This is a genomic window from Microbacterium luteum (assembly GCF_015277875.1).
Classification (GTDB): Bacteria; Actinomycetota; Actinomycetes; order Actinomycetales; family Microbacteriaceae; genus Microbacterium; species Microbacterium luteum.
In genome coordinates this window covers 2,717,594-2,742,495 of the sequence record NZ_CP063814.1, presented here as the reverse complement: position 1 = coordinate 2,742,495, position 24,902 = coordinate 2,717,594, and the positions used below count along the sequence as shown (strand labels likewise).

Sequence of the window (24,902 nt, the reverse complement as noted above, 5' to 3'; positions counted from 1 at the left end):
CCGTTCTCGCCCCGTGCAGTGCGAAGGTCAGCAGTGCTGGTGTCTCACCCCATCCTGACGCACAGGGTGCGGGCGTTCGCCGGTCGCATCCCGGGTGCCACCCTGACCGTGCACGACGAATGGGCGCACATGTCGCCGTTCGTCGACCCGGCAGCTTGTGCACGCATGATGAGTGACGCCGTCCAGCCCTGAGCGGCGGCAAGCCGCGCGGTCAGGAGGCCGTTTCGCCCGGGCTCACGACCGCCTTCGCGGTCTTCAGCAGGATCGCGATGTCACCGAGCAGCGACCAGTTCTCGACGTAGGAGAGGTCCAGGCGCACCGACTCCTCCCACGACAGCGTCGACCGTCCGCTCACCTGCCACAGACCGGTGATGCCGGGCTTCGCGAGGAAGCGGCGGTGAACGTGGTCGGCATACTGTGCGACCTCGGCCGGAAGCGGGGGGCGCGGCCCCACGAGTGACATGGAGCCGCCGATCACGTTGAACAGCTGCGGCAGCTCGTCGAGGCTGAACTTGCGCATGACCTTGCCGACCGCGGTGACCCGGGGGTCATCCGTCATCTTGAACAGCACCTCGTTGCCCGAATCGCGCTGCTGGCGGGCGAGGTTTTCGAGCATGTCTTCGGCGTTGACGACCATCGACCGGAACTTCAGCATCGTGAACTCGCGACCCCGCAGGCCGATGCGGGTCTGCCGGAACAGCACCGGACCCTGGCTCGACAGCCGCACCGTGATGGCGAGGAACGCCAGCACCGGACTCAGCGCGATCACCCCCAGAATGCTCGCGACGAGATCGACCATGCGCTTCAGGAACAGCTGACCCTTGCTGAACCGCGGCGTCTCCACGTGGATGAGCGGGAGACCCGCCACCGGACGCGTGTGCAGGCGGGGCCCGGCGATGTCGATGATGCTCGGCGCGAGCACGAGATGCTGACGGCCGGCCTCGAGGCTCCACGAGATCTGCTTCACCTTGTCCGGCGGCAGATCGTCGGTGCTGGTCACCGCGACCGTATCTGCTCCGGTTGCCGCGATCGCTCGGTCGACGGCGTTGACCGAACCCATCACCGGAATGTCGGTGCCCGCGATCGTCGAGGCCACCGCCGCGTTCGGAACACACGCGCCGACGACGAGATACCCCGCAGCCGGCGTGCGCTGCAGTTCGTGGGCGATCTGCGTGACCGACTGCGCCGAGCCGACGAGCAGCACCCTCGCGGAGTACTCCTTCATCGCCCGTCGCGCGATGAGCCAGTGCCGCCACAGCCAGCGCTCGAGCACCAGCATGAGCACACCCGCCGGAAGGCTCAGCAGCAGGTAGCCGCGCGCGACTTCGATACCGAGCAGGAACGCCGCGATCGCGATGAAGCCGAACAGCGTCAGGCTCGCGTTCGCCACCCGGATGTATTCGGTCGTGCCGTGGCCGATCACGCGGTCGCTGCGGGAGTCGATGAGGGTCAGCGCCCACATCCACGCCAGCACCAGTCCGGTCGAGAAGAGCCAGTACGACACCGCACTGATCGCGGCGTTCTCGTGGATGGCGAGATCGACGTTGCCGGTGCCGAACCACACCAGCTGCGCGCCGAACACCACCCAGACCAGCACGAACAGGTCGCTGAACCACAGTCGTCGCGCGTAGTGCGTGCGCCAGCGCGACGCCGACGTCGGCGAGGGGTGCGCTGCGTCGGCCGTCGCGGCCGGCGTTTGAGCCCCCTGCCCGGGCGCACCGATGGACGGTGTATCCGGCGACGTCGTTGTCGTGTCGTTTTCTATCGTCGACACGATGTGCCTTCCATTTCGATCTCCCCAGGAACGAAATGCATCGGCGAAGAGCGAACTCAACGACGGTGCACGTGGACAGCTTAGGGAGCGGACTGTGTCGCGCGGGTTACGTTTTGCCCCGGGACCTGCTCGTCAGACTGGGGGTAGCGCTCTGGGGTGTGCATGCCTCAGAATCGCTGCACGTGAACTCGCCTGTGAACGACCTCCGAAATCGGGCCGTTCGGGGTACGATCAGGTAAGTTCGAACCTCTGTCTGGGAAGAAGGAAGCTATGAGCAAGCGATTCGAAGAAGAGGACGTCGACTGAGACGTCCTTCGCCCTGACTCTCAAGGTTGGCGCCGCAGAGACTCCAATCTCTCGGCGTCAACTTCTTTGTATCGGATCTGCATCGCCAGCTTTTCCAACGCCACGTACGCCTTCTCCTGGCGGCGTTGCGGCTCCGGGTGCGTACGACGGAGAACGATGTACGGTTCGAATCGCTCGAAGGTGCGCTTGATGATCGTGCCGCCGGCGTCCACCAGCACCGCGCGTCGGTAGACGCCCAACTCCACGCCCACGGCAAGTCGTTCAAGCCCGTTCAAGACCGCGACGGCGGCGTGAACGAGATTGGCTCGCTCCGTATCGGTGAAGAGCGGGGGCGCCGTTCCGCGGCGCACGATCACTCCCAGGATGCGGATCGGCCGCGTCGGAAGCTCGGAACTCCCGTGTGCGAGGGCCTGCGCCTGAGCGGAGGTCAATTCGCGCGGGCCGAGCATCTTCGAGATCAGCTTGCGCTCGGCGACGGTGTCGTCAGACCACTTGGTCCAGGCTTCGAGCGTCGCCTGGCGGCGGGTCGCACGCCAATTCATCCACGTGGCGAACGTGACGGTCACTAACGATGCCAAGGCTATGACGGCGCCGGCAAGAGCCGCGTGCTCCCGAGCGAAGGCCACATGCGGAGACAGGTCGACATCGCGCAACAGAAGCGCGATGATGGCGGCCATCGCCGCAGCGAGGAGCACGGAAAGCACGTGTACCGCTTTGATCTTTCGCAGGAATCCCCAGTTCACAGACCGTGTTTATCACGAGCGCAGACGTGACTGTGCGCACAATCCCCGGGACGAGAACAGTCGGGACCGCCGCACTACCGGGTCACGACGCGCCAAACGCAGGCTGCGTACGCCGGCTGCGCCGGATCGGATCGGCGATCGCCGCCGGCAGGCGCTTCGCGTCGACGTTGATGCGCACGAGGTAGACCACGACGAGCGAGAGCACCACCATCTCGCCGAAGTCCTCGATGAACCCGAGCGAACGGTCGAGGAGGCGGATGTCGAGGAAGAACGAGTGCACGATGTCGACCAGCACGGCGAACACCAGCAGGGTCGCCACCAGCAGCACGAGCGTTCGATGGATGAGCCGCGTGCGCGCATCCGCTTTCACGTAGGCGATGACGATCGGCGTCGCGAACACCAGCAGGGCGACACCCGAGACCGCCAGCTCGCCGAAGGACTGCGGCCCGATGGGCCCGATGCCGAACGCCCACGGCTGCATCGCGTAGACGAAGCCGACGATCTCGTGCACCATGAACGCGTCATCGACGAAGAAGTACAGGAACAGCGGGATCCACGCGACCACCGACCAGCTGCGGCGCGCGACGGCGAACATCGCCAGCAGCACCACCACCCACAGGTACTTCACGTACTGATAGGCCTCGCCGTAGCTGCCGTCCATATCGACGCGCAGCACGTTGGGCGCATCCCACCCGACCATCACCACCACGTGGATGAGCCCGAGTGCCACATCGACACCGAGCACCATCGCGGCGATCAGCACCACCGAGCGCTGATTGCGGAACAGCCATTTACCTTCGTGCGCGAGCGCGGTGAAGACAGACATCCGTGGACCTCCCCAGTGGTCCTCGCGGTGCCGACTCCCGCATGCTGCTTCGCACGGAGGCGACGCCTGACGATCATCGTTTGCCGGGGAGTCTAGAACCGTTCACCGACGGTTCAGGATTTGTTTACCTGGCGGTAACCGGTGAGGCTGCGTTTCGTCTCGCCTTCGGCTCGCTCAACGACCGGGAGGCGTGCGGTGGTGCGTTTCGTCTCGCCTTCGGCGCGCTTAACGACCGGGGGCGGCGTGCGGCTCGCTCAACGACCGGGGGGTGCGTTGGTGAGGAAGGTGGCGAGGCTGTCGAGGAGGGGAGGGAGCCGGGTCGACTGCTGGGTCGTCGCCGTTACGGTGAGGCGACCGTCGTAGAAGATCGCGAACATCGACAGCTCGTCGTGCGGCAGCGACGCGGGGAGCACGATCACCTCATCGACCGCTGCGCCCAGCACGAACCGGGTGCGCGAGACCCACGGCACGAGTGTTGCGTAGCCGATCTCTCGTGCTTTCTCGGGCAGTCTGGTCGTGCCGGCGCGGGCATCGGCCAGCTGCCGCTTCACCGTGGTGACGAGATCAGCGGAGGAGCCCGCGCGATCGCCGTGGATCGCCGCATCGGCAACACGATTGCGGCTGCCCTCGGTCGGCTTGCGCAGCACCGGAACGCGCACCCGCACCGGCCCGCCCTCCACGGCGCCGGCATGGATCGCTGCGGCCACGATGAGGTCGTTCATCGTTCCATCGAGTTGGGTGGCCGTCTCCTGCACGATGCTCGCGTCGAGCGTGCGGTGCCCGGAGTGCGTGGTCACCGCTCGTGCCGGGCGATCCCTGAGGCGTCGGGTGACCCGTGCAGCCACGCGCCGCGCGCGCCGGAGCGCCGGCTTGCGCAGACACGCCCGCACGCGACCGCGCATGTCCGGCGACGCACGCCACCAGGTCGTCCACGCGAGCAGGGGGAGTTCGATCGACCCGGCCGGGCGCTCGTCACGGAAGAGGGGCTCGCCGGGGTCGGGGGCGGCATCCGCCTTCGATGTCGTCAGCGCGCGCAGGAAGGTGAGCGTGCGCAGCGCATCGCCGCCGGCGTGATGCATGAGGATGCCGAGCGCGACGCGACCGTCGGTGAGGGGCGTCACCTGCAGACGCCACAGCGGCTTGCCGCTCTCGAGGGGGCCCTCACCCCACCCGATGAGGGTGCGGAGGTTGTCGTCGGTCAGCGCCGTCTCGGTGCCGAAGCGCACGTGATCGTCGATGCGGATGCCGGCCGGCACCCACGCCGGCGGCGTGAGGCCGAGGAATGAGCGCTGCAGCCTCAGGTGGGCGTAGGGGACCGCCTTCGTCGCGGACCGGACCCACGCGGTGATCGCCGGCTGGTCGAGGGATCCGTCTGACCGGCGCAGCCGGCCGCCCTTGAGCACGGCGATGCCCTGCATGTGCATCGAGACGAAGGTTTCGGTCGTGCCGACGTAGCCCTCCTCCCACACCTGCATGAATTCGGCGTGCGGGCGTCGTGCGGACCGTCGTGTCATGTGCGTTCCCCCTCCGCGGATGCGCACACTGTGACAGCAGGTTGTTGCGATCGTGTGAACACCTGCGCACACCACTTCCCGCGCGTGACGGCAGGCGCTTAGCATGCCGTCATTGGCCGACGGCGCCCAGCTGAATGACGAGTCACGCGAATCTGGGGGTCGCAATGATCGTTCCGGCAACATATCTCGATGCCATGCAGGCCACCGCGGCGCGCGCCGGTGACGCCCGCGGCATCCGCTTCTACACCGATGAGAAGACCTCGGTGCGTCGGGGCTACGCCGAACTCGACGAGCGGGCGCGGGCCCGGGCGGTCGAGCTGATGCGTCTGGGATTCGGCGTCGGAGACGTCGCCGTGCTCGGCTTCGAACCGGGCCTCGGGTTCGCGGAGTCGGTGTACGCCGCCCTCTACGCCGGCATGACGATCGCGCCGGTTCCCGTCACGGTCGGGCGCAACCCGCGCGGTGTGATCGAGCGGATTCAGACGATCACCGCCGACTCCGGAGCGCGCCTCGTGCTGACCGATGCCGCCGCGCGGCCGCTGTTCGACGAGGCCGACCTCGGGTCGGTGCTGGTGCGGGAACTGGGTGAGCCCGACCTCTCGATGGCTGCGTCGTGGACGGCGCCGGAGATCACCGCGGACAGCATCGCTCTGCTGCAGTACACATCCGGATCGACCGGTGTGCCGAAGGGTGTCGTCGTCACGCACGGCAACCTCGTCGCGAACGAAGAGGCGATCGGGGCGACCGTGCACGACGGACCCGATGCCGTCTGGGTGGGGTGGCTGCCGCACTACCACGATATGGGGCTGATCGGCCTGCTCCTGCGGCCCATCTATTCCGGGGTCGACTCCATCCTCACCTCGCCCTCGCGCTTTCTGCGTCGCCCGCTGATGTGGCTGCGCCTCATCGCGAAGCATCGTGGCACCTTCACCGTCGCTCCCGACTTCGCCTACCGCCTGTGCGCGCAGGTGGTCACCGACGAGCAGCTCGCCGAACTCGACCTGTCGTCGCTGACACACATCGTCACCGGCGCCGAGCCGATCAAGACGTCGACGGTCGAGGCGTTCACGAGTCGGTTCGCCGCCGCGGGTCTCGATCCCGCGGCGATGATCCCCGCCTACGGCATGGCCGAGACGACGCTCATCATCTCGGCCGCGTCCGGCCGCGAGGTGCGCTCGCTGTCGGCCGATCTCGGGGGGATCGAGCGTGGTGACCTGCTGCCGGCGGTCGATGACCGATCGGTCGACCTCGTGCTGTGTGGGCCGCCCGTGCCCGGGTCGACCGTCGCGATCGTCGACCCGGCCACCTGCACACCGGTTCCTGACGGTCGCATCGGGGAGATCTGGGTCAGCGGTCCAAGCGTGACCCAGGGCTATTGGGGGCGCCCCGATGCGACCGCCGAGGTATACGGCTTCCACCTGCCGGGCATCGACGATCCGTTCCTCCGCACGGGGGACCTCGGCGCGATGATCGAGGGCGAGGTCGTCGTCGCCGGTCGGCTGAAAGACCTGATCATCTCGCACGGACGGAACGTCTTTCCGCAGGATGTCGAAGCCACCGCATCCGCCGTCGTCGGCACCGACCCGTCGTGTCTCAGCGCCGCGTTCGCGCTCGACGAGCATCAGCCCACCGAGGTGGGCGTCGCGGTGGAGGTCGACCCGCGCACGCTCGCGAGTGGAGACGCCGACGCGCTCGTGCGCGACGTGCGCCGTGCCGTCATGAGCGAGTTCGGTCTGCCGAGCGTCGGGATCGCCCTGCTGCGCAAGGGCACGCTGCCGCGCACCACGAGCGGCAAGATCCAGCGGCGTCGTGCGCGTGCGGAGCTGCTTGCCGGCGACCTCACGCTTGCGGCGGTCGACGGGATCACCGTCGACGGGGAACGAGCGCTCGATGTGCCGGTGACATGAACGCGACCGTCGAGACCGCGACGCCGGTGATCGTGGATGCCTACGGTCGCGCGGCGGAGTTGGATGCGTACCTCGGCGATCCCGCGGACCCCGGTGGGCGGATGCCGCTCGCGGTGACGCTCCAGCGTGACCACGACCGCGCGTTCCCCGCCGAAGCCGTCTCGGCGCTCGACGCGTGGGGGCTGCCGCGGCACTACGTGCCCGAGGCATTCGGCGGCGGTCTGCGCGACGTCTTCGAGCTCTTACTTCTCATGCGCACCGTCGCCGCGCGCGATCTGACGGTCGCCGTCGGACACGGCAAGACCGTGCTCGGGGCGATCAGCGCCTGGGCGGCCGCCGACGACAGCGCGACGCACATGGCGCAGATCGTCGGTGGGGGTGATGCTGTGTCGTGGGGGCTTACCGAGAAGGACCGGGGGAGTGACCTCGCCGCGTCGCAGACGGGCGCCGTCGCGACAGGCGGAGGAATTCGCCTCGACGGCCACAAGTGGCCGATCGGAAACGCCACGCGGGGCCGCGCGATCACCGTGCTCGCCCGCACCGAGGACAAACCCGGCCCGCGAGCGCTGTCGCTCGTGCTCGTCGACAAGACCGAGGTCGACCCGGGGACGCTGTCGTACCGTGCGCGGCGGCCGCTGCACGGCATCCGCGGGGCCGACATCAGCGGCATCGACTTCGCCGGCACCATCGTCTCCGCGGACCGGCGGGTCGGTGCGCCCGGTCAGGGCATCGAGATCGTGCTGAAGAGCCTGCAGGTCACGCGCACTCTCTGCGCGGCGCTGTCGCTCGGCGCGGGCGATCAGGCCCTCGAGCACCTCGCGGCTGCCGGTGTCGACGCGGCGGTCATCGCTCGAGGTGCCGCCGATCTGCTTCTTGCGGAGGCGGTGGCCTTCGCCGGTGCACGTCTGTTCCACGTCGCACCGGGCGAGATGGCGCTGACGAGCGCGTTCGTGAAGGTGCTCGTTCCCGACCTCGTCGACGGCGTCATCCGCGACGGTTCGCCCGCTCTGGGTGTCGCCGCGCTGCTGGAGGACGGATCGGGCGCGGCGTGGGAGAAGGTGGCGCGCGACGCGAAGGTGGTGAGCATCTTCGACGGCAACTCCGTGGTCAATCTCAACGTCGTCATCAACGAGTTGCCCAACATCGCGCGCGGAGTCGACGAGGAAGCGGGCGACGTCGACGCATTCGCGTTCGATCGGGATGCGGGCGCGTTCGACATGTCTGGTCTGCGCTTGGTCACCCGGCGGGGGTCGCGCCTGCTGCGCTCGCTGCCCGATCTCGTCGAACGGCTCGACGACGGGCGTGCCCATCCCGAGGCGGTGCAGATTGCGCGGGCCCTTGTGGGGGTCTGGCGCGAGCTTGCCGTGCGCGTGCATGAGACAGAGCGCGCGGCGCGTCCGCCGGTGGCGCAGTTTGCGCTCGCCGAGCAGGTCACGTCGGTGTTCGCCGGCGCCGCAGCGATCGCCGTCTTCGTCGCCAATCGGGATCACGCGAGCGGCGACGCATGGAACGGCGACCTCTGGCTGCGCGCCGCGCTCGCGCGCGTCACGGGGCGGCTCGCCATCGACATCGGCACGTTGCCCGCCGCCGAGCTGCAGCAGCTCGCCGTCGGCGGATCGATCAGCCTTCTTCCGGAGTGGCGCGCACAGGGTCGAGGTGGCGCATGACGGTCGTCTCCTCGAGCGCGCACGAGGTCGCGGGGGTCGTGGTGGCCTCTCGCCTCGAGACGGCGCTCGGTGACCCGCGCACCGATGCCGGCCTCATCCGCTTCGCCGATGTCGTCGCCTCGGAGGACATCACGCGGGTGACGCCCGAGGTGCGGCGCGCAGTGCTCGACGATCACGGTCTCGCGTTCGAGCTCGTGCCCGAGATGTGGGGAGGGGCGGGTGGCGGACCGTCGGAGGTCGCTGCGCAGCTGCGGGCGCTGTTCCGCCGCGATGCGGCGGCCGGAGCGGAACTCGGCGGACTTGCCGCGTTGGCCGCGGCCGGCGTGTGGACGCAACCCGCCGCGGGACTCGTGGCCCGGGAGCTGCTGTCGCTGCGTCCTATCGCCGTCGCGGTGGAGGCCGGCGAGATCGCTTCCGATCCGCAGACGGTCGCTTGGCGCGTGAGCGGTGTCCTCCCGCTCGTCGCCGTTCCGCTGGAGTCTCGGTGCGTCGTCGTGCGCAGGGGAGCGGCCGCCACGCTGATCGGGCTCGACGGCGCGCTCGCCGTCGTCACGCCGCGGTCGACGACGGGGCTGCGCGGTCTGCGGTTCTGTGCGCTCGAGCTGCGCGACGCCCCGGTTCTCGCCACCTGGAACGTCGACCCCGCCGGTGACGACCAGGCGCAGGCGATGCTCGCATCGGCCTGGTGCGGCACCGTCGACACCGCGCTGCGGCTGGCGGTCCCGTATGCCCGAGGCAGGGCGCTGTACGGCGGTGCCGTCTGGGATCTTCCGCACGCGCGAGGGCTCGTGGCGGGGGCTTTCGCGGACCTCCTGCTCGCCGACGCGATCGCCGCCGCCGCACTCGCCGGGCGGCACGTCTCGGCTCTCGAACTCGTGCCGACGCTGCTCGGCGACGCCATGCGCGCGCTCTCCGTGCTCTTCGGTTCGACGTTCTTCGCGCGGGTCGAGCCGTATGAACTCGTCGAGACCCTCGTGCGGGATGTGACGAGCATGCGACTGATCTCAACTCCCCGTCACCGGATGTCGACGGCGACACCTGGTGACGGGGTCGAGCTCTTCGAGGAAGCAGCGGAGTCCCTCGAAAAGGCAGCGGCGGGTGCGCCAGCGCCCCTGCGCCGGGCCGTGCGTGATCGGCTGGCGGCGCGACGCGCCGGCCGGCGCGACGCGTTGCAGGCCGACGCGATCGAGCACCTCGCCACGGAGGTGGATCGCCGAGCCGCCGCAGACACATCCCTGACCTTCGACAACAGCGGGGTGTTCGCATCCCGAACAGAAAGGACGACGACATGAGCGTCACCGAAACCGGAGCGGCTGTCGAGAACTGGCTCGCGGGCCGTATCGTCGCCTACGGCAAGAAGGATGCCGGCGACTTCACCCTCGACACCGACTTCTCCGACATCGGGCTCGACTCCGTGTACGCGCTCACCCTCTGCGGCGACATCGAAGACGAGTACGGCATCGAGATCGACCCCGAGCTGATGTGGGACCACTCCAGCATCCGATCGCTCGCCGGAGCGCTCCGGGAGCTCGGCGCGGTCTGACGGGCCAAGAGCATGGGCCAGTCGGCCCGTCTGTTAAGGGCGAGATGCGCGCGATGAAGGACGACGAGCAGACTCCCACGAGCGGTGGGGCGACCGCACCGGCCGTCACCTCGGGAAGTCCACCTCCGGACCGGCGCTGAGCAACGCCCGGAGGCGGCGACGTGGTTCGTGCCGTCGCCACCACCTCGTGAGACAGCGCGATCCGCCGGGGACGGCTGGCCCCCGGCGGATCGCGACGTCTGCTCGGACGTCAGTCGTTGAGCGTCGCCAGCTCCGACGCGGGGTCGGCTCCATCGGCGATGTTCTGCAGCACGACACCGAGATCGGTCTCGAGAGAGTCGTTGCCCGGCGAGACCAGCTTGCGGGGATACTCGCTCGCCTGCATCGTCTCGGTAACCAGCGCCACGCTTTCCTGCGCCAACTCGCTCTCACCTTCCTTGAGCTCAACGTCGACGTCGGTGGCGACCGGGAAGCCCTGCAGACGGTTGACCCAGATCTGCTGACCGGCACCGACGGCCATGAACTCGACGAATGTCGCCGCGGCCTCCTGCTTGGCCTCATCGATGTCGCCGCTCACGGCGATGGCGAAATCGACGCCCGACGTCGCACCGGCATCCGTCTCACCGAGCGTGGGGAACGGGGCCATACCGATCGCATCGCCCTCGACCTCGCTACCCGGCACCTCGGGGCTCGTCGAGAGGGTGGCTCCGACATGCCATGAGCCGGTCGGCATGCCCAGGGCGCGCCGCGCCAGGAAATAGTCGTCACGAGCAGACGGGTAGGTCGTCGTCGTGGTCGCTCCGTCCTGGAAGATTCCATCGGCGAACAGGCTCTGCCAGACTTCGGCGGCGGCGACGAGGCTGTCGGAGTCCCAGGGGATGTCCCCGCTCGCGGCCCGGTAGATGTCGCCGCCTTCGCCGAACTGATTGCTGAGCCAGACGAAGAAGTCGGCGCTGTGCCACGTGTCGCCTGCACCCATCGCCATCGGTGCGATGCCCGCCTCGCGAGCCGCCTCGCTCATCTCCAGCAACGAGTCGTAGTCGGTCGGCAGCGACAGTCCGAGTTCTTCGAACAGCGTCTGGTTGTAGAGGTAGAACTGCATGCCGGCGGTGAGCAGGGGTACGGCTGCGAGAGTGCCGTCGGTGGTGGTGGTCTGCTCCAGAGCGCCCTCGCTCACCCCATCGATCCATCCGGCGGCGTAGTCGTCGACCGGGAGAGCGAACTCTGCATAATCGTCGAACGACGACCCGACCTGCACGCCGTAAAGGTCGGGAGTCTCGCCGGCGAGGATCGCATTGTCGAGGTTCGTGAGATAGGACGCGTAGTCCTCGTCACGGGAGAACTCGATGTCGATGTCGGGGTTCTCCTCCTCGAACGCCTCGATGATCTCACTCCACTGGTCCTGCGTGGGCAGCCAGGAACTGAAGGTAAGGGTGACGGTGCCTCCGGTATCGGCATCGCCGCCCGAGCTGCCGCAGCCGGCCAGCGCGAGCGCCCCCGTGGCGGCTAACGCGATCGCGGAGAGTGTGCGGGTACGCAGTGCTGTTTTCATCGATGTGCTCCTTTGCAAGGTGATCATTGGATGGATGGGGTCGGATGGGCCGTCCACTCGTACCGAGTGAGACCTGCCCCGGTGAGCTCGATGCGCTGCCGCGATGAGGCGGAGTCGTCGAAGGTCAGAGGATGGATTCGTCGCCCGACCTGCACGAGGGCCTGTCGACCCTGCCGGGTGCTGCGCACCGCGACGCCCGCTGCGTCGGTGAAGGGCGGGTCCATCGGGTAGCGCTGCGAGGCGTCGCCGGGTCGCAAGAGGGTGTATGCGTCCGCTTCCACCAGCAGACGCACCGCTTCGGCCCCCCACGGTGCGAAGAGCACGCGGCTCCCCGGCGTCGGCAGGGCGAACTCGTGCACCATCGCTGACGACGAATCGCTGTCGCCCTCGAGGACGACGCTGCGTCCGGGGGGTGCGACAAGCCCGGTTGCTCCCGGGTCGCGGCGCGGCTGAACGGAGAACACGTGCCCCGCGTGATCGAGGTCTTGGCCCCAGAGGTCCATGTGGCCGGTGAAGGAGAAGGCGGAGAACTCGGTAGCTGTGCGCTCCGACACGAGGCCGAACCGCGCAGCGATCTCCGGCACCGGGAATGCCAGTGTCGTCGAATCACCGACACGAACCTCGACGCGGTCGAACATTCGGCGAACCTGCAGCTGCTGCCACCGGTCAAGCCGTGCCCGGCGCAACTCGGTGCGGGCGATCACGGTGCCGACGCCGCGGAGCCAGCGTCGTGCGATCAGCTGCGACGTCGCCGCATCCGCCAGCACCTCGACGACGTCATCGTCTCCGTTGGCGGCGACGACCACGCCCGCTCGGGCGCCGCGATCGGAGATCTCGACGCGCATCCACACCTCGGCGACGTACGCTGACGCGGCCGCCGATGTCTCGAGGCGCGTGCGCTCGGCAGCAGTTGTGCAGACGCGATCGTCCGCGAGGTGCACGCGTCCTTCTCGCACGTCCCAGCGAGCATCGAGCTCGGCGCCGGAGAAATCGTCGGAGACCTGGGGTCGTGCCGGAGCGTCGAGCTCCGTGGAACCCGGGCCGGTGGTGATCAGGCATCGCGTGGTGTGCAGCAGCGGATCGATGCGCATCGTGCGCTGTTCGACCTGAGGGTCGAGCGGATCCGCGGCATCCCGCCCGTGGTAGACGATCCAGTCGTCGACGAGGTTCGGGGCGCGCACGACGGAGTTGTGCCCCGTGCCTTCGACGTCGCCGTTGCGACGCATGAGCGGGGCATATTCGTGATCGTTCGGATGCTTGCGCCACACCAGGTCGTGGGGTGCGCCGTCGAGGACGGCGCCAGCCTGACCGATGAAGTAGTCGGGGCGCTCGTACGCGTTGCCCGAGTAGGTGAGATACGCGCGGTCGCCTCGAGTGAGGTACGTCGCACCCTCGATGGTGTACCAGTCGCGACCATCGCCGAACCTGTCGTGCTCGAAGACCTCCTGTTCGAGGGAGGGGCGTACGATCACGCGGGGCCGACCCTCGAGGCGATCGAAGTCGAGCAGGCGATCGGCGACGATCGACGTGCCGACGTACTCGTCGTCGAGGCCCGTGACGTCGTTCGTCGAATAGAACATGACGTACCCGCCCTCACCGTCGGGCACGACATGCGGATCGATCGAGAACGTGTCGAAGAACTGGGTGACCAGCGTGAACGGACCCGTTGGATGGTGGCTCGTGGCCAGTTGCAGCACCTCGTCGTGCGGGTCGGTCGACCCGGCGGGTCTGCTCGAGACATAGAGGTAGAAGACGCCGTCGACGTAGATCGTGCACGGTGCCCAGTAATGAGTGCGGCCCGGCACCTGCAGCGCCGCCCCGACGCGCGTCCAGGACACGAGATCACTCGAGACGCTCACGTTCACCTGCGTCTCGCCCGTCGAGTAGCAGTAGTAGAGCCCGCGGTAGCGCAGCACGAACGGGTCGGGGTCGGTGCGGGCGATGCCATCGGAATACCCCAGCGGGTTGCGGTATCGCTCGGCTGTCACCATCGTTCGGTCCTTCGGTTCGGTGTCGACGGGCGTCGTCATCAGCTCTTCACCGCGCCTGCGGTCACGCCGGCCTGCAGGTAGCGCTGGCTGACCAGGTAGACGATGACGGAGGGGATCGTCATCAGGATGAGACCGGCGTAGAGCTGAGAGATCTGCTCCTGGCTCATTCGGTCGTCCTGCAGGAGGGATATCGCCTGGGTCACCGGGAACAGCTCCGGCGAGGACAGCAGCAGATTCGGCAGCAGGTACTCGTTCCACGAGTAGACGAAGGCGAGGACCCCCACGGTCGCCAGGGTGGGCCCGCTCAGGGGAAGGAGCACGCGCCACCAGACGGCGAAGGAGTTGCATCCATCGAGGGTGGCGGCCTCAATTAGCTCGTCGGGGAGAGCGTCGAAGTGGTTGCGCATGAGCAGAATCATCATCAGCGCGTTGAAAGCGATGAGCGGGATGATGACGCCGACGTAGGTGTTGCGCAGTTCGAGCGTGTTGATCGTGAAGAAGAGGGGAGTCACCACGGCAGCGACGGGGACGGCGAGGCAGGCGAGAAGGAGTCGATAGATCACCTCGCGGCCGCGGAACTGCATCTTGGAGAACGCATAGCCCGCCAGTGCCGAAATGAGCATGATCACGAGCGCCGAGACGCCGGCCATGAGAAAGCTGTTGCCGATCGCCGACCAGTAGTCGAATGACTCGTGAGTGAGGACGACGGCGTAGTTGTTCCATCCACCCACCGAGATCGACATGTAGACGGCGACGCCGATCGGGTAGAGCCACAAGGCGGCGAGCGCCCCCAGGGCGGCGTACATGGCTACGCGTGCCAGGATCTGCTTTCGCATCGTCACTTCCTCCGTCCGCTCACGCGCATCTGCACCAGTGAGAGAAGGAAGGCGAGCAGGAGGATGACCATCCCAATCGCGGAGGCGTAGCCGGCTTCCCTGTTGGAACGCTCCTGATACAGGTAGGTCGAGAGAAACTGCGTCGAGTCACCGGGGCCTCCACCTGTGGTCAGCCACACGATGTCGAAGGTCTTCAGGGCACCGACGATGCCGAGGATGATGAGCACACTCGTCGTCCCGCGCAGCGACGGGATCGTGATGGACCACAGACGGCGCCACCATCCCGCTCCGTCGAGCGTGGCGGCCTCGTACAGCTCATCGGGGATGGACATGAGACCCGCGAAGTAGATCATCATCGAGAAGCCCATCCACTGGAAGATGTTGATCACGATGATCGACCAGAGCCCGAGGTCACGGCCGAGCCATTCGATCACCTCACCCTGGCCGAGCAGCCCGAGCGCGCGAAGCGACTCGTTGAGCGACCCGAAGTTCGTCTCGAGCATGTACCGGAAGACCGTGGCGATGATCGCGGGTGCCATGGCGATCGGAAGGAAGAAGAGTGCCTTGAAGAAGTTGCTCCCGGGAAGCCGCTCTTTCGCGATCACCGCGACCAGGAGACCGAGCACCGCCTGGATGAAAACGGTCGCGACCATGAAGACGAGTGTGTTGCGCAGCGCCGTCCAGAACGTTCGGTCGGACAGCAGAGCCGCATAGTTGTCGAGCCCGACGAAGTTCATCCGGGTGAGGCCGTTCCAGTCGGTCAGGCTCGCCCAGGTGTTGAAGCCGATGCTGAAGTAGATCAACACCCCCGAAATGACGACGACGGGGAGGATGTAGAGGTACGGCACGTACCGCCCGCCCAGTGTCTTCATCATGCTCCTTCGCCATTAATTCAACGTTGAACTACTTGCCCGACGGGACATCGAGAAGTCATCGGGTTGACGAGATCGTGACATAGTTCAGCGTTGAACGCAAGCGGCCGTTTCGGGCTATGGTGGGCCTCGTAGAGCATGACGGGAGGGCGATGATGGCTCGTGTGACATTGGCGGACGTTGCCGCCGTCGTGGGCGTCAGCGCGAAGACGGTCTCGAACGTCGTCAACGGCACGGGGTGGGTCAGCGACGACATGCGCGCACGCATCCTTGCCGCCATCCGCGAACTGGACTATCGGCCCAACCTCGCTGCGCGTCAGCTGCGCGGCGGATCGAGCGGTCTGCTCGCCCTCGCCGTTCCCGATCTTCGCGAACCGTACTTCGCCGAATTCGCGGCGCAGTTCGTCGCGACGGCCCAGGAGCGACGCCAGACGGTGCTGATCGCCCAGACCGGCGGCGACCGCGCCGCAGAAATGGCATTCGCTGAGGCTGAGGGGATGCCGGCGCTCGACGGGCTGGTTCTGAGCCCTCTCTCCATCACAAAGGCTGACCTCGAAGAACGTCGCTCACGCACCCCGATGGTTGTCGTCGGTGAGCACGGCCGCGCTGTCGTCCCGGCCGGCATCACACACGTCGGCATCGACAATGTCGCCGCCGCGCACGCCGCGACGGACTATCTGATATCGCGCGGGCGCACGCGGATCGCGGCGGTGGGCGTCCAGCACGAGGGGTCGACGGCGACCTCCCGTCAGCGATTCGTCGGCTACCGTCAGGCGCTCGCCGGAGCCGGTATCCCGCTCCTCGAACCGCTGCTCTGCCCGGTCGGGCCGTTCAACCGCGCAGAAGGATCGCGAGCCGTCGACGCGCTGATCGAGCGCGGTGCGGCCTTCGACGCACTCATGTGCTTCAACGACACGCTCGCGCTCGGCGCGCTGTACTCACTCGGAGCCCACGGCGTCGCCGTTCCGCGCGATGTCGATGTCATCGGATTCGACGACATCGAGGAGGGGCGCTTCTCTATCCCTCCCTTCGCCACCGTCGACTCGGGGGTGGAAGCGGCGTCGAGGATGATCCTCGATCTCCTTGCGGCACCCGCCGAGCTCCCGGGCGGTCACCATGAAGTGCCGTTCCGCCTCATGCGATGCGAGGGAGAGCGGATCCGAGCATGATCAGCATCCATCCCGTCCCCGGAAGGCGCGCAACTCCCGTATGACCAACATTCTCTTCCTCATGACCGACCAGCACACCCAGTCGACGTTGGGCAGTTACGGCAACGAGGTGGTGCGCACGCCGCACCTCGATCGCCTCGCCGCCACGGGCACCCGGTTCGCCGAGACATTCACCCCAACGGCGATCTGCACGCCTGCGCGGGCCAGCCTGCTCACCGGTGCCGCCCCCTTTCGGCACAAGCTGCTGGCCAACTATGAGCGGAACGTGGGCTACCTCGAAGATCTCGCGGACGGCCAGTTCACCTTCGCGGAGGACCTGAGGGCGGCGGGGTACAACCTGGGCCTCCTTGGGAAGTGGCACGGCGGTGTTCGCAAACAGGCCTCCTCGTACGGCTTCGAAGGGCCCCACTTCGAAGGCTGGCACAACCCCGTCGATCATCCCGACTACCTCGCCTATCTCGCCGAGCGCGGGCTTCCCGCGTACGCGATCAGCGACAAGGTGAGAGGGACGACGCCGAACGGTTCCGAGGGCAATCTTCTCGCCGCGCGACTCCATCAACCGCTCGAGGCGACGTTCGAGCATTACCTCGCCGATCGCACGATCGAGATGCTGGAGCGCTTCGCCGCGGGTTCTGACGGTCACGAGCCCGCCCCGTTTTTCCTTGCCACCCACTTCTTCGGTCCGCACCTGCCGTACATCCTGCCGGACGAGTTCTTCGACATGTACGATCCCGACCTCGTCGAACTGCCGGTCTCGGTCGCGGAGACGTTCGAGAACAAGCCCCCTGTGCAGGCGAACTACTGCGGGCTGTGGACATTCGACACCCTCAGCGAAGAGACGAGTCGCAAGCTCATCGCCGCGTACTGGGGCTACATCACGATGATCGACCACGAGATCGGCCGCATCCTCGACGCCGTCGACCGGCTCGGGCTGACGGATTCGACGGCCGTCATGATGACCGCCGACCATGGGGAATTCACCGGGGCTCATCGACTTCACGACAAGGGTCCCGCGATGTATGAGGAGGTCTACCGCATCCCGGGACTCATTCGCCTGCCCGGTGAGCCGGCCGGGCAGGTGCGGGAGGAGTTCGTCTCGCTCACCGACTTCACCGCGACGATCCTCGACATCGCCGGCCGTGACACTGCGCCGGCCGTGGACAGCCGATCGCTCCTCCCGCTGGTTCGCGGCGACCACCCGGAGTGGGCCGAGAGCATCCTCTGCGAGTACCACGGTCACCACTTCCCGTATCCGCAGCGAATGCTCCGCACCCGCACGCACAAGCTCGTCGTCAATCCGGAGTCGGTCAACGAGCTCTATGACCTGCTGCGCGATCCGCACGAACTGGTGAACCGCATCGACGATGACGCCTACGCCGACACGCGATCGCAGCTGATGCGTGAGCTGTACCGGCAGCTCCGCGCGCGCGGTGACAACTTCTACCACTGGATGACTCCGATGTTCGACATCGGCGGCGGTGACTTCGATGCGACGCTGTCCTCCTTCGAGCCCGCGAAGGCGCAGTGAACGGGAGGCGTCGGCAGTCTTGAAGCGACCGCTGGGGTCGGCCTCAGCGGCGACCGTCTGTCATCTCGGACGCAGTCGGACGCAGTCGGAGGTGTGCGCCGAGGCTGAGACACGTGTCGGCTGAGGCCCGTCCGTGGTCGGGATGTCCGCGGACGAGGACGGTGCGGATGGCGCACGTCGCGCCACGAGCCCACTCGCCGTCAATGAACGGTTGCGCGCGAGGTCGCCACGAGGACAGCGTCTCTTCTTCACGAATTGAGAGCATGTCCCACTAAGTGTCGTATATATGTTCTACCCTCGAGGTAGTCAGAAATCGACGCGGGGGCTGCGATGACGAAAGAGGATCGGCGGAAGTTGGACGCCGCTCGCACGCGTGAACTGGTCGCTGAGGCACGTCGGCTGCGGGTGGTGATTGCGGCTGCGGAGGCGGAGTTGGCGCGGACGCATGCTGACGCGTACGAGCTGGCGCAGGAGCAGATGTCGCGGTTGCGTGATGCGTCGACGCGGGAGCGGGAGATGCCTTTGCGGTCGATGGCCGCGGAGCTGGCCGTGGATGCGAGGGTGAGTGATCGCACGTTGCAGACGCAGTTGTTCGAGGCGCACCGCACGGTGACGCAGTTCGGGCCGTCGTGGGAGGCGTGGCGTGAGGGGCGGGTGTCTCGTGCGCATGTGCGGGTGGTCGTCGATGCCGGCGCGGATCTTTCCGACGATGAGGTGCGTGCCGCGTACGAAGCCGAGGTGCTCGCTTACGCGGAGACGACCTCCGCCGGGCGCGTGAGGCCGTTTGCGGAGCAGGTGGCGGATAAGCACAACCCGAAGTCGATGCAGGAGCGGCACGATGAGGCGGTGCTGGACCGGCGGGTGTGGGTGGAAGACCTTCGCGACGGAATGTCGATGCTGGGGGTGATCGGGCCGTCGGTGGAGGTGCATGGTGTGCATGACCGGCTGACCCGGCAGGGGAAGGCGATCAAGGCCGCCGATCGCGCGGTGCGCCGGGAAGCTGCCGAGCGCGATGCCGCTGGGGAGCCCGAGGAGCGAGAGTCGGACAGCGTCTGGTTCGATGAGCGGACGCTGGATCAGATCCGCACCGACGTGCTGTTGGACATGATGCTGACCTCCTCACCGTCGGTTGACCCGACCGCGGTCGAGGGTGGGTTGGGTGCGATCCGAGCTCACGTGCAGGTGACGGTGCCGGCGACAACGCTCGCAGGAACCACCACCGGTGGGGCGGAGCTGGACGGGAAGTGCGCGGTGGACCCCGAAACGGCGAAGATCCTTGCGGGCAACGTTCCGAGCTTCGACCGGGTGTTCCTCGACCCCGTCACCGGTGCCGTGCTGGCGGTTGATCGCCGGTTCGTGACGGCGGAGCAGAAGCGGTACCTGGTGGCGCGGGATATCCGGTGCCGGTTCCCCGGGTGCCGACGCCCCGCCCGGGATTGCGACTGGGATCACCGGGAAGACTGGGCGCTGGGCGGCAAGACCGACGTCGACAATGTCGGGGCGTTCTGCAAACGACACCACACGATGAAACAGGCAGCCGGGTGGACGGTCGTGCAAGAACCGGGTGGCAGGTTGCGGTTCACCGCGCCCTCCGGGTTGAAGTACACCGACGATCCACCACCGCGCGTCGTGTTCATGCCCGACCCGCCACCGGCTCAGGACCCAGCCGATGAGGTCGTCGCGCCGTTCTGACCCGGGAGGTCAGCGGGTAGATGCGCGACCGGACGTTTCGTCTCACTCCGCTCGCTCGACGACCCGGCTAGGCGGGTTCGAGTCCGGTCAGAGGACCGGCGCGATATCGGTCTGCCTGAAGCCGTCGCCCTTGAAAAGCAGCGGGGCGCCCAAGTGTCGAGCGAGCGCGTAGGAGTAGCAGTCGCCAAGGTTGAGTGCGGCGGTATGGCGCCCTTTGCCGAAGCGGCGCCACGCGGCCGACGCGATCGACGCCTGCGTGGCATCGAGCGGAACGATGCGGATGCGCGTCTCCCGCAGCACGGCCGCGAGGTCTTGCGCGGCAGCACTGCCCTGGCGTGCTTCGGCGACGATCGTGGCCTCGACCAGCGTCGCAGCGCTGACACACGCGTCGCCGGTGTTCGCAGCGAGTGCGCGGGCGAAGGGGAGGGCGTCGCGCTCGCCGAGCACGATCGCCATGAGCGCCGAGGTGTCGACGGCGATGGTCACGTGGGCAGTCCGGCTTCGTCGTAGCCGAGGATCTCATCCGTGGTTCGGTCGTCGAGCGTCTCGCGTTCTCGCGCTCGCGCGATGATGCTCTCGAGCTCGGCGAGCACCTCGGGCGCGGTGTCTCGCGCCTGTACCCGTGCAAGGCGCTCGGCGAACGCGGCGCGTGCGGCGACGGTGATGCTCTCACCGGTGGCGGCGGCGAGCGCCCGGGCGAGGCGGTCGGCCTCCGGGTCTTTGATGTTGAGCGCCATATCCGCATACTATCTCGCGAGGAAGAAAGGTGGACGTAAAGGAAGAAAGCCTCGCCGCTCCGACGTCCTCGCCGTCGTGACGCATAGGCCACGACGCCCGGCTGATCGCATCACGCGGCAGCCGTCGTCACGTGGCGGCGCACGGCACGATGCGCAGCTCGCCGTCGACCACGACCGGTGCCGTGCCCTCGATGCGCACGAGACCGTCATCGGTGACGAGGCACGTGGTGGCGCCGGAACCGGTCGCCGGCGCGAACCACGTCACCACCACCGCCGTCCCAAGGCTCGCCGTGCCGACAAGTGTGGCGATGACCGCCGCAGTGAGCAATCGACGTGCGCGCGAGACCTCTGCGCGCACTGCCGCGTTCCAGTCCTCGTACGCGCCATCCACCTTCTGCTGATCGGCGCGACGCGACAGCTCGTCGTCGCCGAACGGATTTCCGTGCGCCGCAGCGTAGGCGCAGAAGACGCCGGTGCCCACGGCCACAGCACCGACGATCATCAGCGCGATGATCGTGAACTGGGTGGACGCGGGAGCCTTCGTGAAGGTCTCGGCACCCTTCACGACCACGGCCGTGGTCAGCACCCCGGTGACCGCAGCGAGACCCGGGATCCACTTCTCGGCGCGCGTGCGCACACGCGCCAGCTCGCCGGCGCGGTGGTCCTGCAGCTGCTTGAGGGCAGCGAGATCATGCGGGGCGGTCACGGCGCCCCCTCTCGAGGGACACGCACGAGGAAGGTGCGACCGCACGTCGGCTGGTGGTCCTTGCCGTGCGGACCACCGCAGCTGCACGCCGCGATGAACTCCCTCGTCGTCGGCCCGCTGTCTGTGTCGGCGTCGCTGTCGGCTGTATCGCTATCGGCACCGAGGAGCGGTGGGCCATACGCGGGCCCGAGACACCACGGACAGGGGCCGCTTCCGGCGACGTGGCCGGCAGCATCCGCGGTGAAGGTCCATCCGGAGGGGAGGTCGACCTCGAGAGGCGGCCCGGGCACGTAGGGCGTCGTCAGGTCGTGCGCCATGGGAACCCTCCGCTCCGCGTGTGCTGGAACCATAGCGGAGGCCGGCGCGTTCGCGACAGAGGCGCGATACCGTCGTCGGGTGAGCAGCCGTCGCCCGAAGAACCGTCGTCCGCAGCAGCGGCGCAGCCCGCGCCCTCCGTCGCCCGCCGGCGCATCCTTCGGGCTCGGTCGGCCGCCGGAGCCGCTCGAGCCGCCGGAGCCCGCGGCCGACACCGGAATGCTCGTGCTTGAGACCGAGGTCGCCAAGACGCTCGCCTCGCCGCATCCGGTCGACCTGCTGATCTACGCCAGCACGTTGCTGGCGGGCATCCCGTCGGCGGACGAGCCTTCGCCGTTCGAGAAGCGACCCGACGACGACGTCGACCTGCCGAGCGTGGACGAGCTGATCGTCATGTTCCGCGAGGCGGCGCGGATGCCGACCGACGCGCTCCTGCTCGTGCTGACACGGCTCGCCGGCGACGAGGTGAGGCAGCGCCGTGTCGATCGGGAGGTCGCCGCGCGGCGGCATCCCTTCCCGTCCTGGCTGACGCGGCTGGATGAGATCCGCCCGGTGCGGGCCGTGCAGATGGGGCACGTGCTGGGTGACGGCGAGAACGTCGCGCTCGGAGTGCACCTGCCGGCGGGCGATATGACGGTGCTCGTCTACGTCGACCACAACATGGGCACGGTGGTCAAAGACGCGTTTGTCATCGACGCGCCGATCGCCGAAGTCGTCGCCCACCTCGACAGCCTGCTGGGCGCGGAGTCGCCGGGCGAGACCTTCACGCGTGAGATCACGCTGGCCGACGCGCGGGCGAAGATCGACGACGCGGTGCGGTTCGGGCGCATCACGTATCCACCGTTCGAGACCGAGACGTGGCCGGCGGTGCGTCCGCTCGTCGAGTGGATGCTGCGCCTTCTGCCCGCCGGTGGCAGTGGGTACGCAACGGAGGAGATCGAGAGCGACCAGATCGAGGCGCTCGCCGAGCGGATCATGGCCTCTCCGCACGGGCGCGGCCTGCGCAGGAGGAAGGGCTCGGACGATGCCGACATCGTCGAGACGCTGCTGTGGCTCGGGGCGCAGCAGCTGGGCGGAGACCCGCTGCGGTGGTCGCCGGTCACGGTTGAGATCGCGCTGCTCGACCTGGTGCCGCGCAAGATCGTCGCCGACGCGGCTTATCTGCGGCGGGTGCCCGAGGTGATGCGGCACGTGGTGACGTTCGCGCACGCTGAGCGCAGCATCCCCGAGCACCTGACCACCGCCACCATTGCAGCCGTCGACGAGTTCGAGCCGCAGTACCTCGACGCGATCTCGTCGCCGCGACGACAGGGGCCCGAAGCGCTTCTCGAGCAGATGGGGATGCTGCCGCCGCTCGACGGCGCTGCCGACGACGATGCGGAGTTCCCCTCGTTCGACGACGCGGACGTGTCGTTCTTCATCGAGCTCGTCGAGAGCGCCGTCGGCGGACCCGAGGCCATGGAGGCGCTGGATGACACACCGCTGCCCGACGAGCCGCTCGACCTCACGGGCACTGCCGACGACGTGGGCGAGCGGGTGCGCGGCGTGGGCGCACTCGCGGACGACGCCGTGGCGAATCTCTTCGCGGATGACGCGAGGCGAACGGAGCTGCGCACGGCCGCGCGGCGGATCCTCGCGCGGATCGCGGCCGCCGACCCAGCGATCTTTCGCCGCAGATCCAGCGATGCGGCAGCCGCGGCCGCCGTGCTGTGGATCGCCGGATCGGTCAACGACGCCTTTCGGGCCTCGCGCGGAGGGGTGACCGTGAGCGCGATGATGTCCGCGTTGGGCTTGAAGGGGTCGCCGTCGCAGCGGGCGCAGCCGATGCTCCGGGCCCTGGGCGTGCCGGTGCCCGAGGACTGGAGCAGGTCGCTCGGAGACCCGCTGCTCCTCGTCTCGGACAGGCGCCGCACACTGCGCGAACGGTGGGAGTCGCTGCAGGCGATGAGCTGAGGGCACTTGCCGGGAAGGGGCATCGGTGCGACGGCGATAGAACTCATCCGTCGCGACCGCTCTCCTGGCTCGTCCCGGCCATTTTCTCGTCGACGCCGCCAGCGCACTGCGCGGCCGCGCGCATTCCCGGCGCCACCTGCGTCATGCGGGTGCTCTGATACCGGCTGGCTCGGGACCCGCGGCCCCCGCCACGCGAGGCTGACCACCCCACCGATCTCCTGATACTCCGGCGGGCGATCAAGCTGGCTGCGGGTTCGCGTCGAAACGCGATCCTCCGGGACGTTGCGAGAGCAGGGTGAAGACAAGCAGAACCATGGCACCGGCGAGCGGGATGAAGACAATGAAGAACCATGCCCCGGATCGGTCGACGTCGTGGAGCCGGCGCCAGGTGAGGGCGAGAGCCGGCAAGAGTGTGCCGAGGGTGTAGATGAGGAAGAGGGCTCCGGTGACAGTCGTGATCGGGGATGTCGGGCCGGGTGAGAACGGCGAGAGAAGGTTCACGGAGACCGTGTCGAATTCCTCGCCGGCGAGACTGCCTGTGAGGTTGAAGGCGACAACGACCAGGAAGTTCGCCAGAACCCACCACCAGTACTCGCTTCGGCTCGCCCGGCCACTGAAGGTGGCGTACTTGGCGAAGAACCGCATGACGGCTTGGGGAAAGGTTGCGCCGTACAGCGGCGCTGCGAGGGCCTTCTTGTCGGTCATCTCGGGTCCTCTCGTCGGCACGCCAGTCGCCCACGATAGTTCCCAGCGCACGAGAGAGACATGTCATCTGAGCGGCGAGCGAAGACCGACTCCCACCTGCATCGCTTTCTCCGCCGGCGGTGACGCATCGCATCGTGACGCCCCGGTGCTCCGCCGCGCGTGGGCCGCGGTCAGGGTGCCTCGCCGACGCGATGACCCGTGATGAGGTTCCCGACGTACGTCCGAACGCGGTCGTGCAGATGAGATGCCGCACCGTCGAGCGGGGTCTCCGCATCGATCAGGGCACGGAGCTCATCGAGCGTGGATTCGACCACGCGGTCGGCGCGGCGGACGCCCCACGTCGATGCTTCGGCGACGAGGTCGGCCGCCGTCAGTCGCGCGTGCACGTACTGACCGTTGACGGCCAGCGCGACGCGCCCATCCACATCCATCCGGTGGGCCATCGGAACGACGTCGTACGCCGGTGCCAGCGTCACGTCGCCGTCTCTTGCGTGCAGCAGGGCGAGGTTCTTCGTGCAGGTCGAGGTTGCCGACCGCGACGGTGAGCACCAGCATCCGTGCGAGCG

At 67.9% G+C, this 24,902-nt stretch carries 23 protein-coding genes; 9 read left to right on the top strand and 14 right to left on the bottom strand.

All coding sequences use genetic code 11. The features are described 5' to 3' along the window. The first annotated feature begins 39 nt into the window (after positions 1-39). Complete coding sequence (locus IM777_RS13405; RefSeq protein WP_194383716.1) at positions 40-192, top strand: hypothetical protein; 153 nt, start codon at positions 40-42, stop codon at positions 190-192. 19 nt (positions 193-211) lie between these two features. Here the strand turns inward: IM777_RS13405 and IM777_RS13400 are convergent, their stop codons facing one another. The 4 genes from IM777_RS13400 to IM777_RS13385 all read right to left on the bottom strand — a co-directional run bounded on the left by IM777_RS13400 (position 212) and on the right by IM777_RS13385 (position 5,163). Beyond that, on the bottom strand, positions 212-1,777 hold the full coding sequence (locus IM777_RS13400) for a sugar transferase (protein WP_194385570.1): 1,566 nt from the start codon (positions 1,775-1,777) through the stop codon (positions 212-214). 323 nt (positions 1,778-2,100) lie between these two features. Further along, complete coding sequence (locus IM777_RS13395; protein ID WP_194383715.1) at positions 2,101-2,757, bottom strand: DUF4760 domain-containing protein; 657 nt, start codon at positions 2,755-2,757, stop codon at positions 2,101-2,103. A 148-nt stretch (positions 2,758-2,905) separates the two neighbouring features. Then, positions 2,906-3,649, bottom strand: a complete 744-nt coding sequence (locus IM777_RS13390) for a hypothetical protein (protein ID WP_194383714.1) — start codon at positions 3,647-3,649, stop codon at positions 2,906-2,908. A gap of 254 nt (positions 3,650-3,903) precedes the next feature. Continuing rightward, positions 3,904-5,163 carry a wax ester/triacylglycerol synthase domain-containing protein gene (locus IM777_RS13385; RefSeq protein ID WP_194383713.1) on the bottom strand — a complete coding sequence of 420 codons (1,260 nt, stop codon included), beginning with the start codon at positions 5,161-5,163 and terminating at the stop codon, positions 3,904-3,906. A 194-nt stretch (positions 5,164-5,357) separates the two neighbouring features. Between IM777_RS13385 and IM777_RS13380 the strand changes: the two genes are divergently transcribed. From IM777_RS13380 to IM777_RS13365, 4 genes are read left to right on the top strand one after another with little or no spacing between them, the layout of a single operon-like run. Beyond that, the gene (locus IM777_RS13380; protein ID WP_228480813.1) at positions 5,358-7,070 is read left to right on the top strand and encodes a fatty acyl-AMP ligase; all 1,713 of its coding nucleotides are present in this window, start codon (positions 5,358-5,360) and stop codon (positions 7,068-7,070) included. Beyond that, positions 7,067-8,737 carry an acyl-CoA dehydrogenase family protein gene (locus IM777_RS13375; protein WP_194383711.1) on the top strand — a complete coding sequence of 557 codons (1,671 nt, stop codon included), beginning with the start codon at positions 7,067-7,069 and terminating at the stop codon, positions 8,735-8,737. The genes IM777_RS13380 and IM777_RS13375 overlap by 4 nt, the downstream gene beginning before the upstream one ends. After that, positions 8,734-10,029, top strand: a complete 1,296-nt coding sequence (locus tag IM777_RS13370; RefSeq protein ID WP_194383710.1) for an acyl-CoA/acyl-ACP dehydrogenase — start codon at positions 8,734-8,736, stop codon at positions 10,027-10,029. The genes IM777_RS13375 and IM777_RS13370 overlap by 4 nt, the downstream gene beginning before the upstream one ends. Continuing rightward, complete coding sequence (locus IM777_RS13365; RefSeq protein ID WP_194383709.1) at positions 10,026-10,280, top strand: acyl carrier protein; 255 nt, start codon at positions 10,026-10,028, stop codon at positions 10,278-10,280. The genes IM777_RS13370 and IM777_RS13365 overlap by 4 nt, the downstream gene beginning before the upstream one ends. Positions 10,281-10,530: 250 nt before the next feature. Here IM777_RS13365 and IM777_RS13360 read toward each other — a convergent pair whose 3' ends face one another. From IM777_RS13360 to IM777_RS13345, 4 genes are read right to left on the bottom strand one after another with little or no spacing between them, the layout of a single operon-like run. Then, the gene (locus IM777_RS13360; protein ID WP_194383708.1) at positions 10,531-11,832 is read right to left on the bottom strand and encodes an ABC transporter substrate-binding protein; all 1,302 of its coding nucleotides are present in this window, start codon (positions 11,830-11,832) and stop codon (positions 10,531-10,533) included. A gap of 23 nt (positions 11,833-11,855) precedes the next feature. Further along, a complete protein-coding gene (locus IM777_RS13355; RefSeq protein WP_194383707.1) occupies positions 11,856-13,862 on the bottom strand; it encodes a glycoside hydrolase family 43 protein in 2,007 nt (668 codons plus the stop codon). Beyond that, positions 13,862-14,659, bottom strand: a complete 798-nt coding sequence (locus IM777_RS13350) for a carbohydrate ABC transporter permease (protein ID WP_194383706.1) — start codon at positions 14,657-14,659, stop codon at positions 13,862-13,864. Before IM777_RS13350 ends, IM777_RS13355 begins: the two co-directional genes overlap by 1 nt. A gap of 2 nt (positions 14,660-14,661) precedes the next feature. Then, positions 14,662-15,534, bottom strand: coding sequence for a carbohydrate ABC transporter permease (locus IM777_RS13345; RefSeq protein WP_228480812.1), 873 nt, complete (start codon positions 15,532-15,534; stop codon positions 14,662-14,664). Between the two features lie 152 nt (positions 15,535-15,686). Between IM777_RS13345 and IM777_RS13340 the strand changes: the two genes are divergently transcribed. From IM777_RS13340 to IM777_RS13330, 3 genes are all read left to right on the top strand, one after another. Beyond that, entirely contained in the window at positions 15,687-16,700 is a 1,014-nt protein-coding gene (locus IM777_RS13340; protein WP_390178892.1) for a LacI family DNA-binding transcriptional regulator, read from the top strand. 40 nt (positions 16,701-16,740) lie between these two features. Next, on the top strand, positions 16,741-18,228 hold the full coding sequence (locus IM777_RS13335; RefSeq protein WP_194383704.1) for a sulfatase family protein: 1,488 nt from the start codon (positions 16,741-16,743) through the stop codon (positions 18,226-18,228). 354 nt (positions 18,229-18,582) lie between these two features. Next, a complete protein-coding gene (locus IM777_RS13330) occupies positions 18,583-19,920 on the top strand; it encodes an HNH endonuclease signature motif containing protein (RefSeq protein WP_194383703.1) in 1,338 nt (445 codons plus the stop codon). Positions 19,921-20,007: 87 nt separating this feature from the next. Here IM777_RS13330 and IM777_RS13325 read toward each other — a convergent pair whose 3' ends face one another. From IM777_RS13325 to IM777_RS13310, 4 genes are all read right to left on the bottom strand, one after another. After that, positions 20,008-20,406: a type II toxin-antitoxin system VapC family toxin gene (locus IM777_RS13325; protein ID WP_228480811.1), complete on the bottom strand. Its 399-nt coding sequence runs from the start codon at positions 20,404-20,406 to the stop codon at positions 20,008-20,010. Then, complete coding sequence (locus IM777_RS13320; protein WP_071045522.1) at positions 20,403-20,657, bottom strand: type II toxin-antitoxin system VapB family antitoxin; 255 nt, start codon at positions 20,655-20,657, stop codon at positions 20,403-20,405. The genes IM777_RS13325 and IM777_RS13320 overlap by 4 nt, the downstream gene beginning before the upstream one ends. Before the next feature lie 127 nt (positions 20,658-20,784). Beyond that, positions 20,785-21,363, bottom strand: a complete 579-nt coding sequence (locus tag IM777_RS13315; RefSeq protein ID WP_071045523.1) for a hypothetical protein — start codon at positions 21,361-21,363, stop codon at positions 20,785-20,787. Next, positions 21,360-21,680, bottom strand: coding sequence for a hypothetical protein (locus IM777_RS13310; protein ID WP_194383702.1), 321 nt, complete (start codon positions 21,678-21,680; stop codon positions 21,360-21,362). The genes IM777_RS13315 and IM777_RS13310 overlap by 4 nt, the downstream gene beginning before the upstream one ends. A 79-nt stretch (positions 21,681-21,759) precedes the next feature. Here IM777_RS13310 and IM777_RS13305 point away from each other — a divergent pair, with 79 nt between their 5' ends. Beyond that, entirely contained in the window at positions 21,760-23,631 is a 1,872-nt protein-coding gene (locus tag IM777_RS13305) for a hypothetical protein (RefSeq protein WP_194383701.1), read from the top strand. 237 nt (positions 23,632-23,868) lie between these two features. Here the strand turns inward: IM777_RS13305 and IM777_RS13300 are convergent, their stop codons facing one another. Together IM777_RS13300 and IM777_RS17260 are read right to left on the bottom strand one after the other, a co-directional pair. Next, complete coding sequence (locus tag IM777_RS13300; protein WP_194383700.1) at positions 23,869-24,336, bottom strand: DUF805 domain-containing protein; 468 nt, start codon at positions 24,334-24,336, stop codon at positions 23,869-23,871. 170 nt (positions 24,337-24,506) lie between these two features. After that, on the bottom strand, positions 24,507-24,812 hold the full coding sequence (locus tag IM777_RS17260) for a HipA domain-containing protein (protein ID WP_228481223.1): 306 nt from the start codon (positions 24,810-24,812) through the stop codon (positions 24,507-24,509). Positions 24,813-24,902 lie beyond the last annotated feature (90 nt).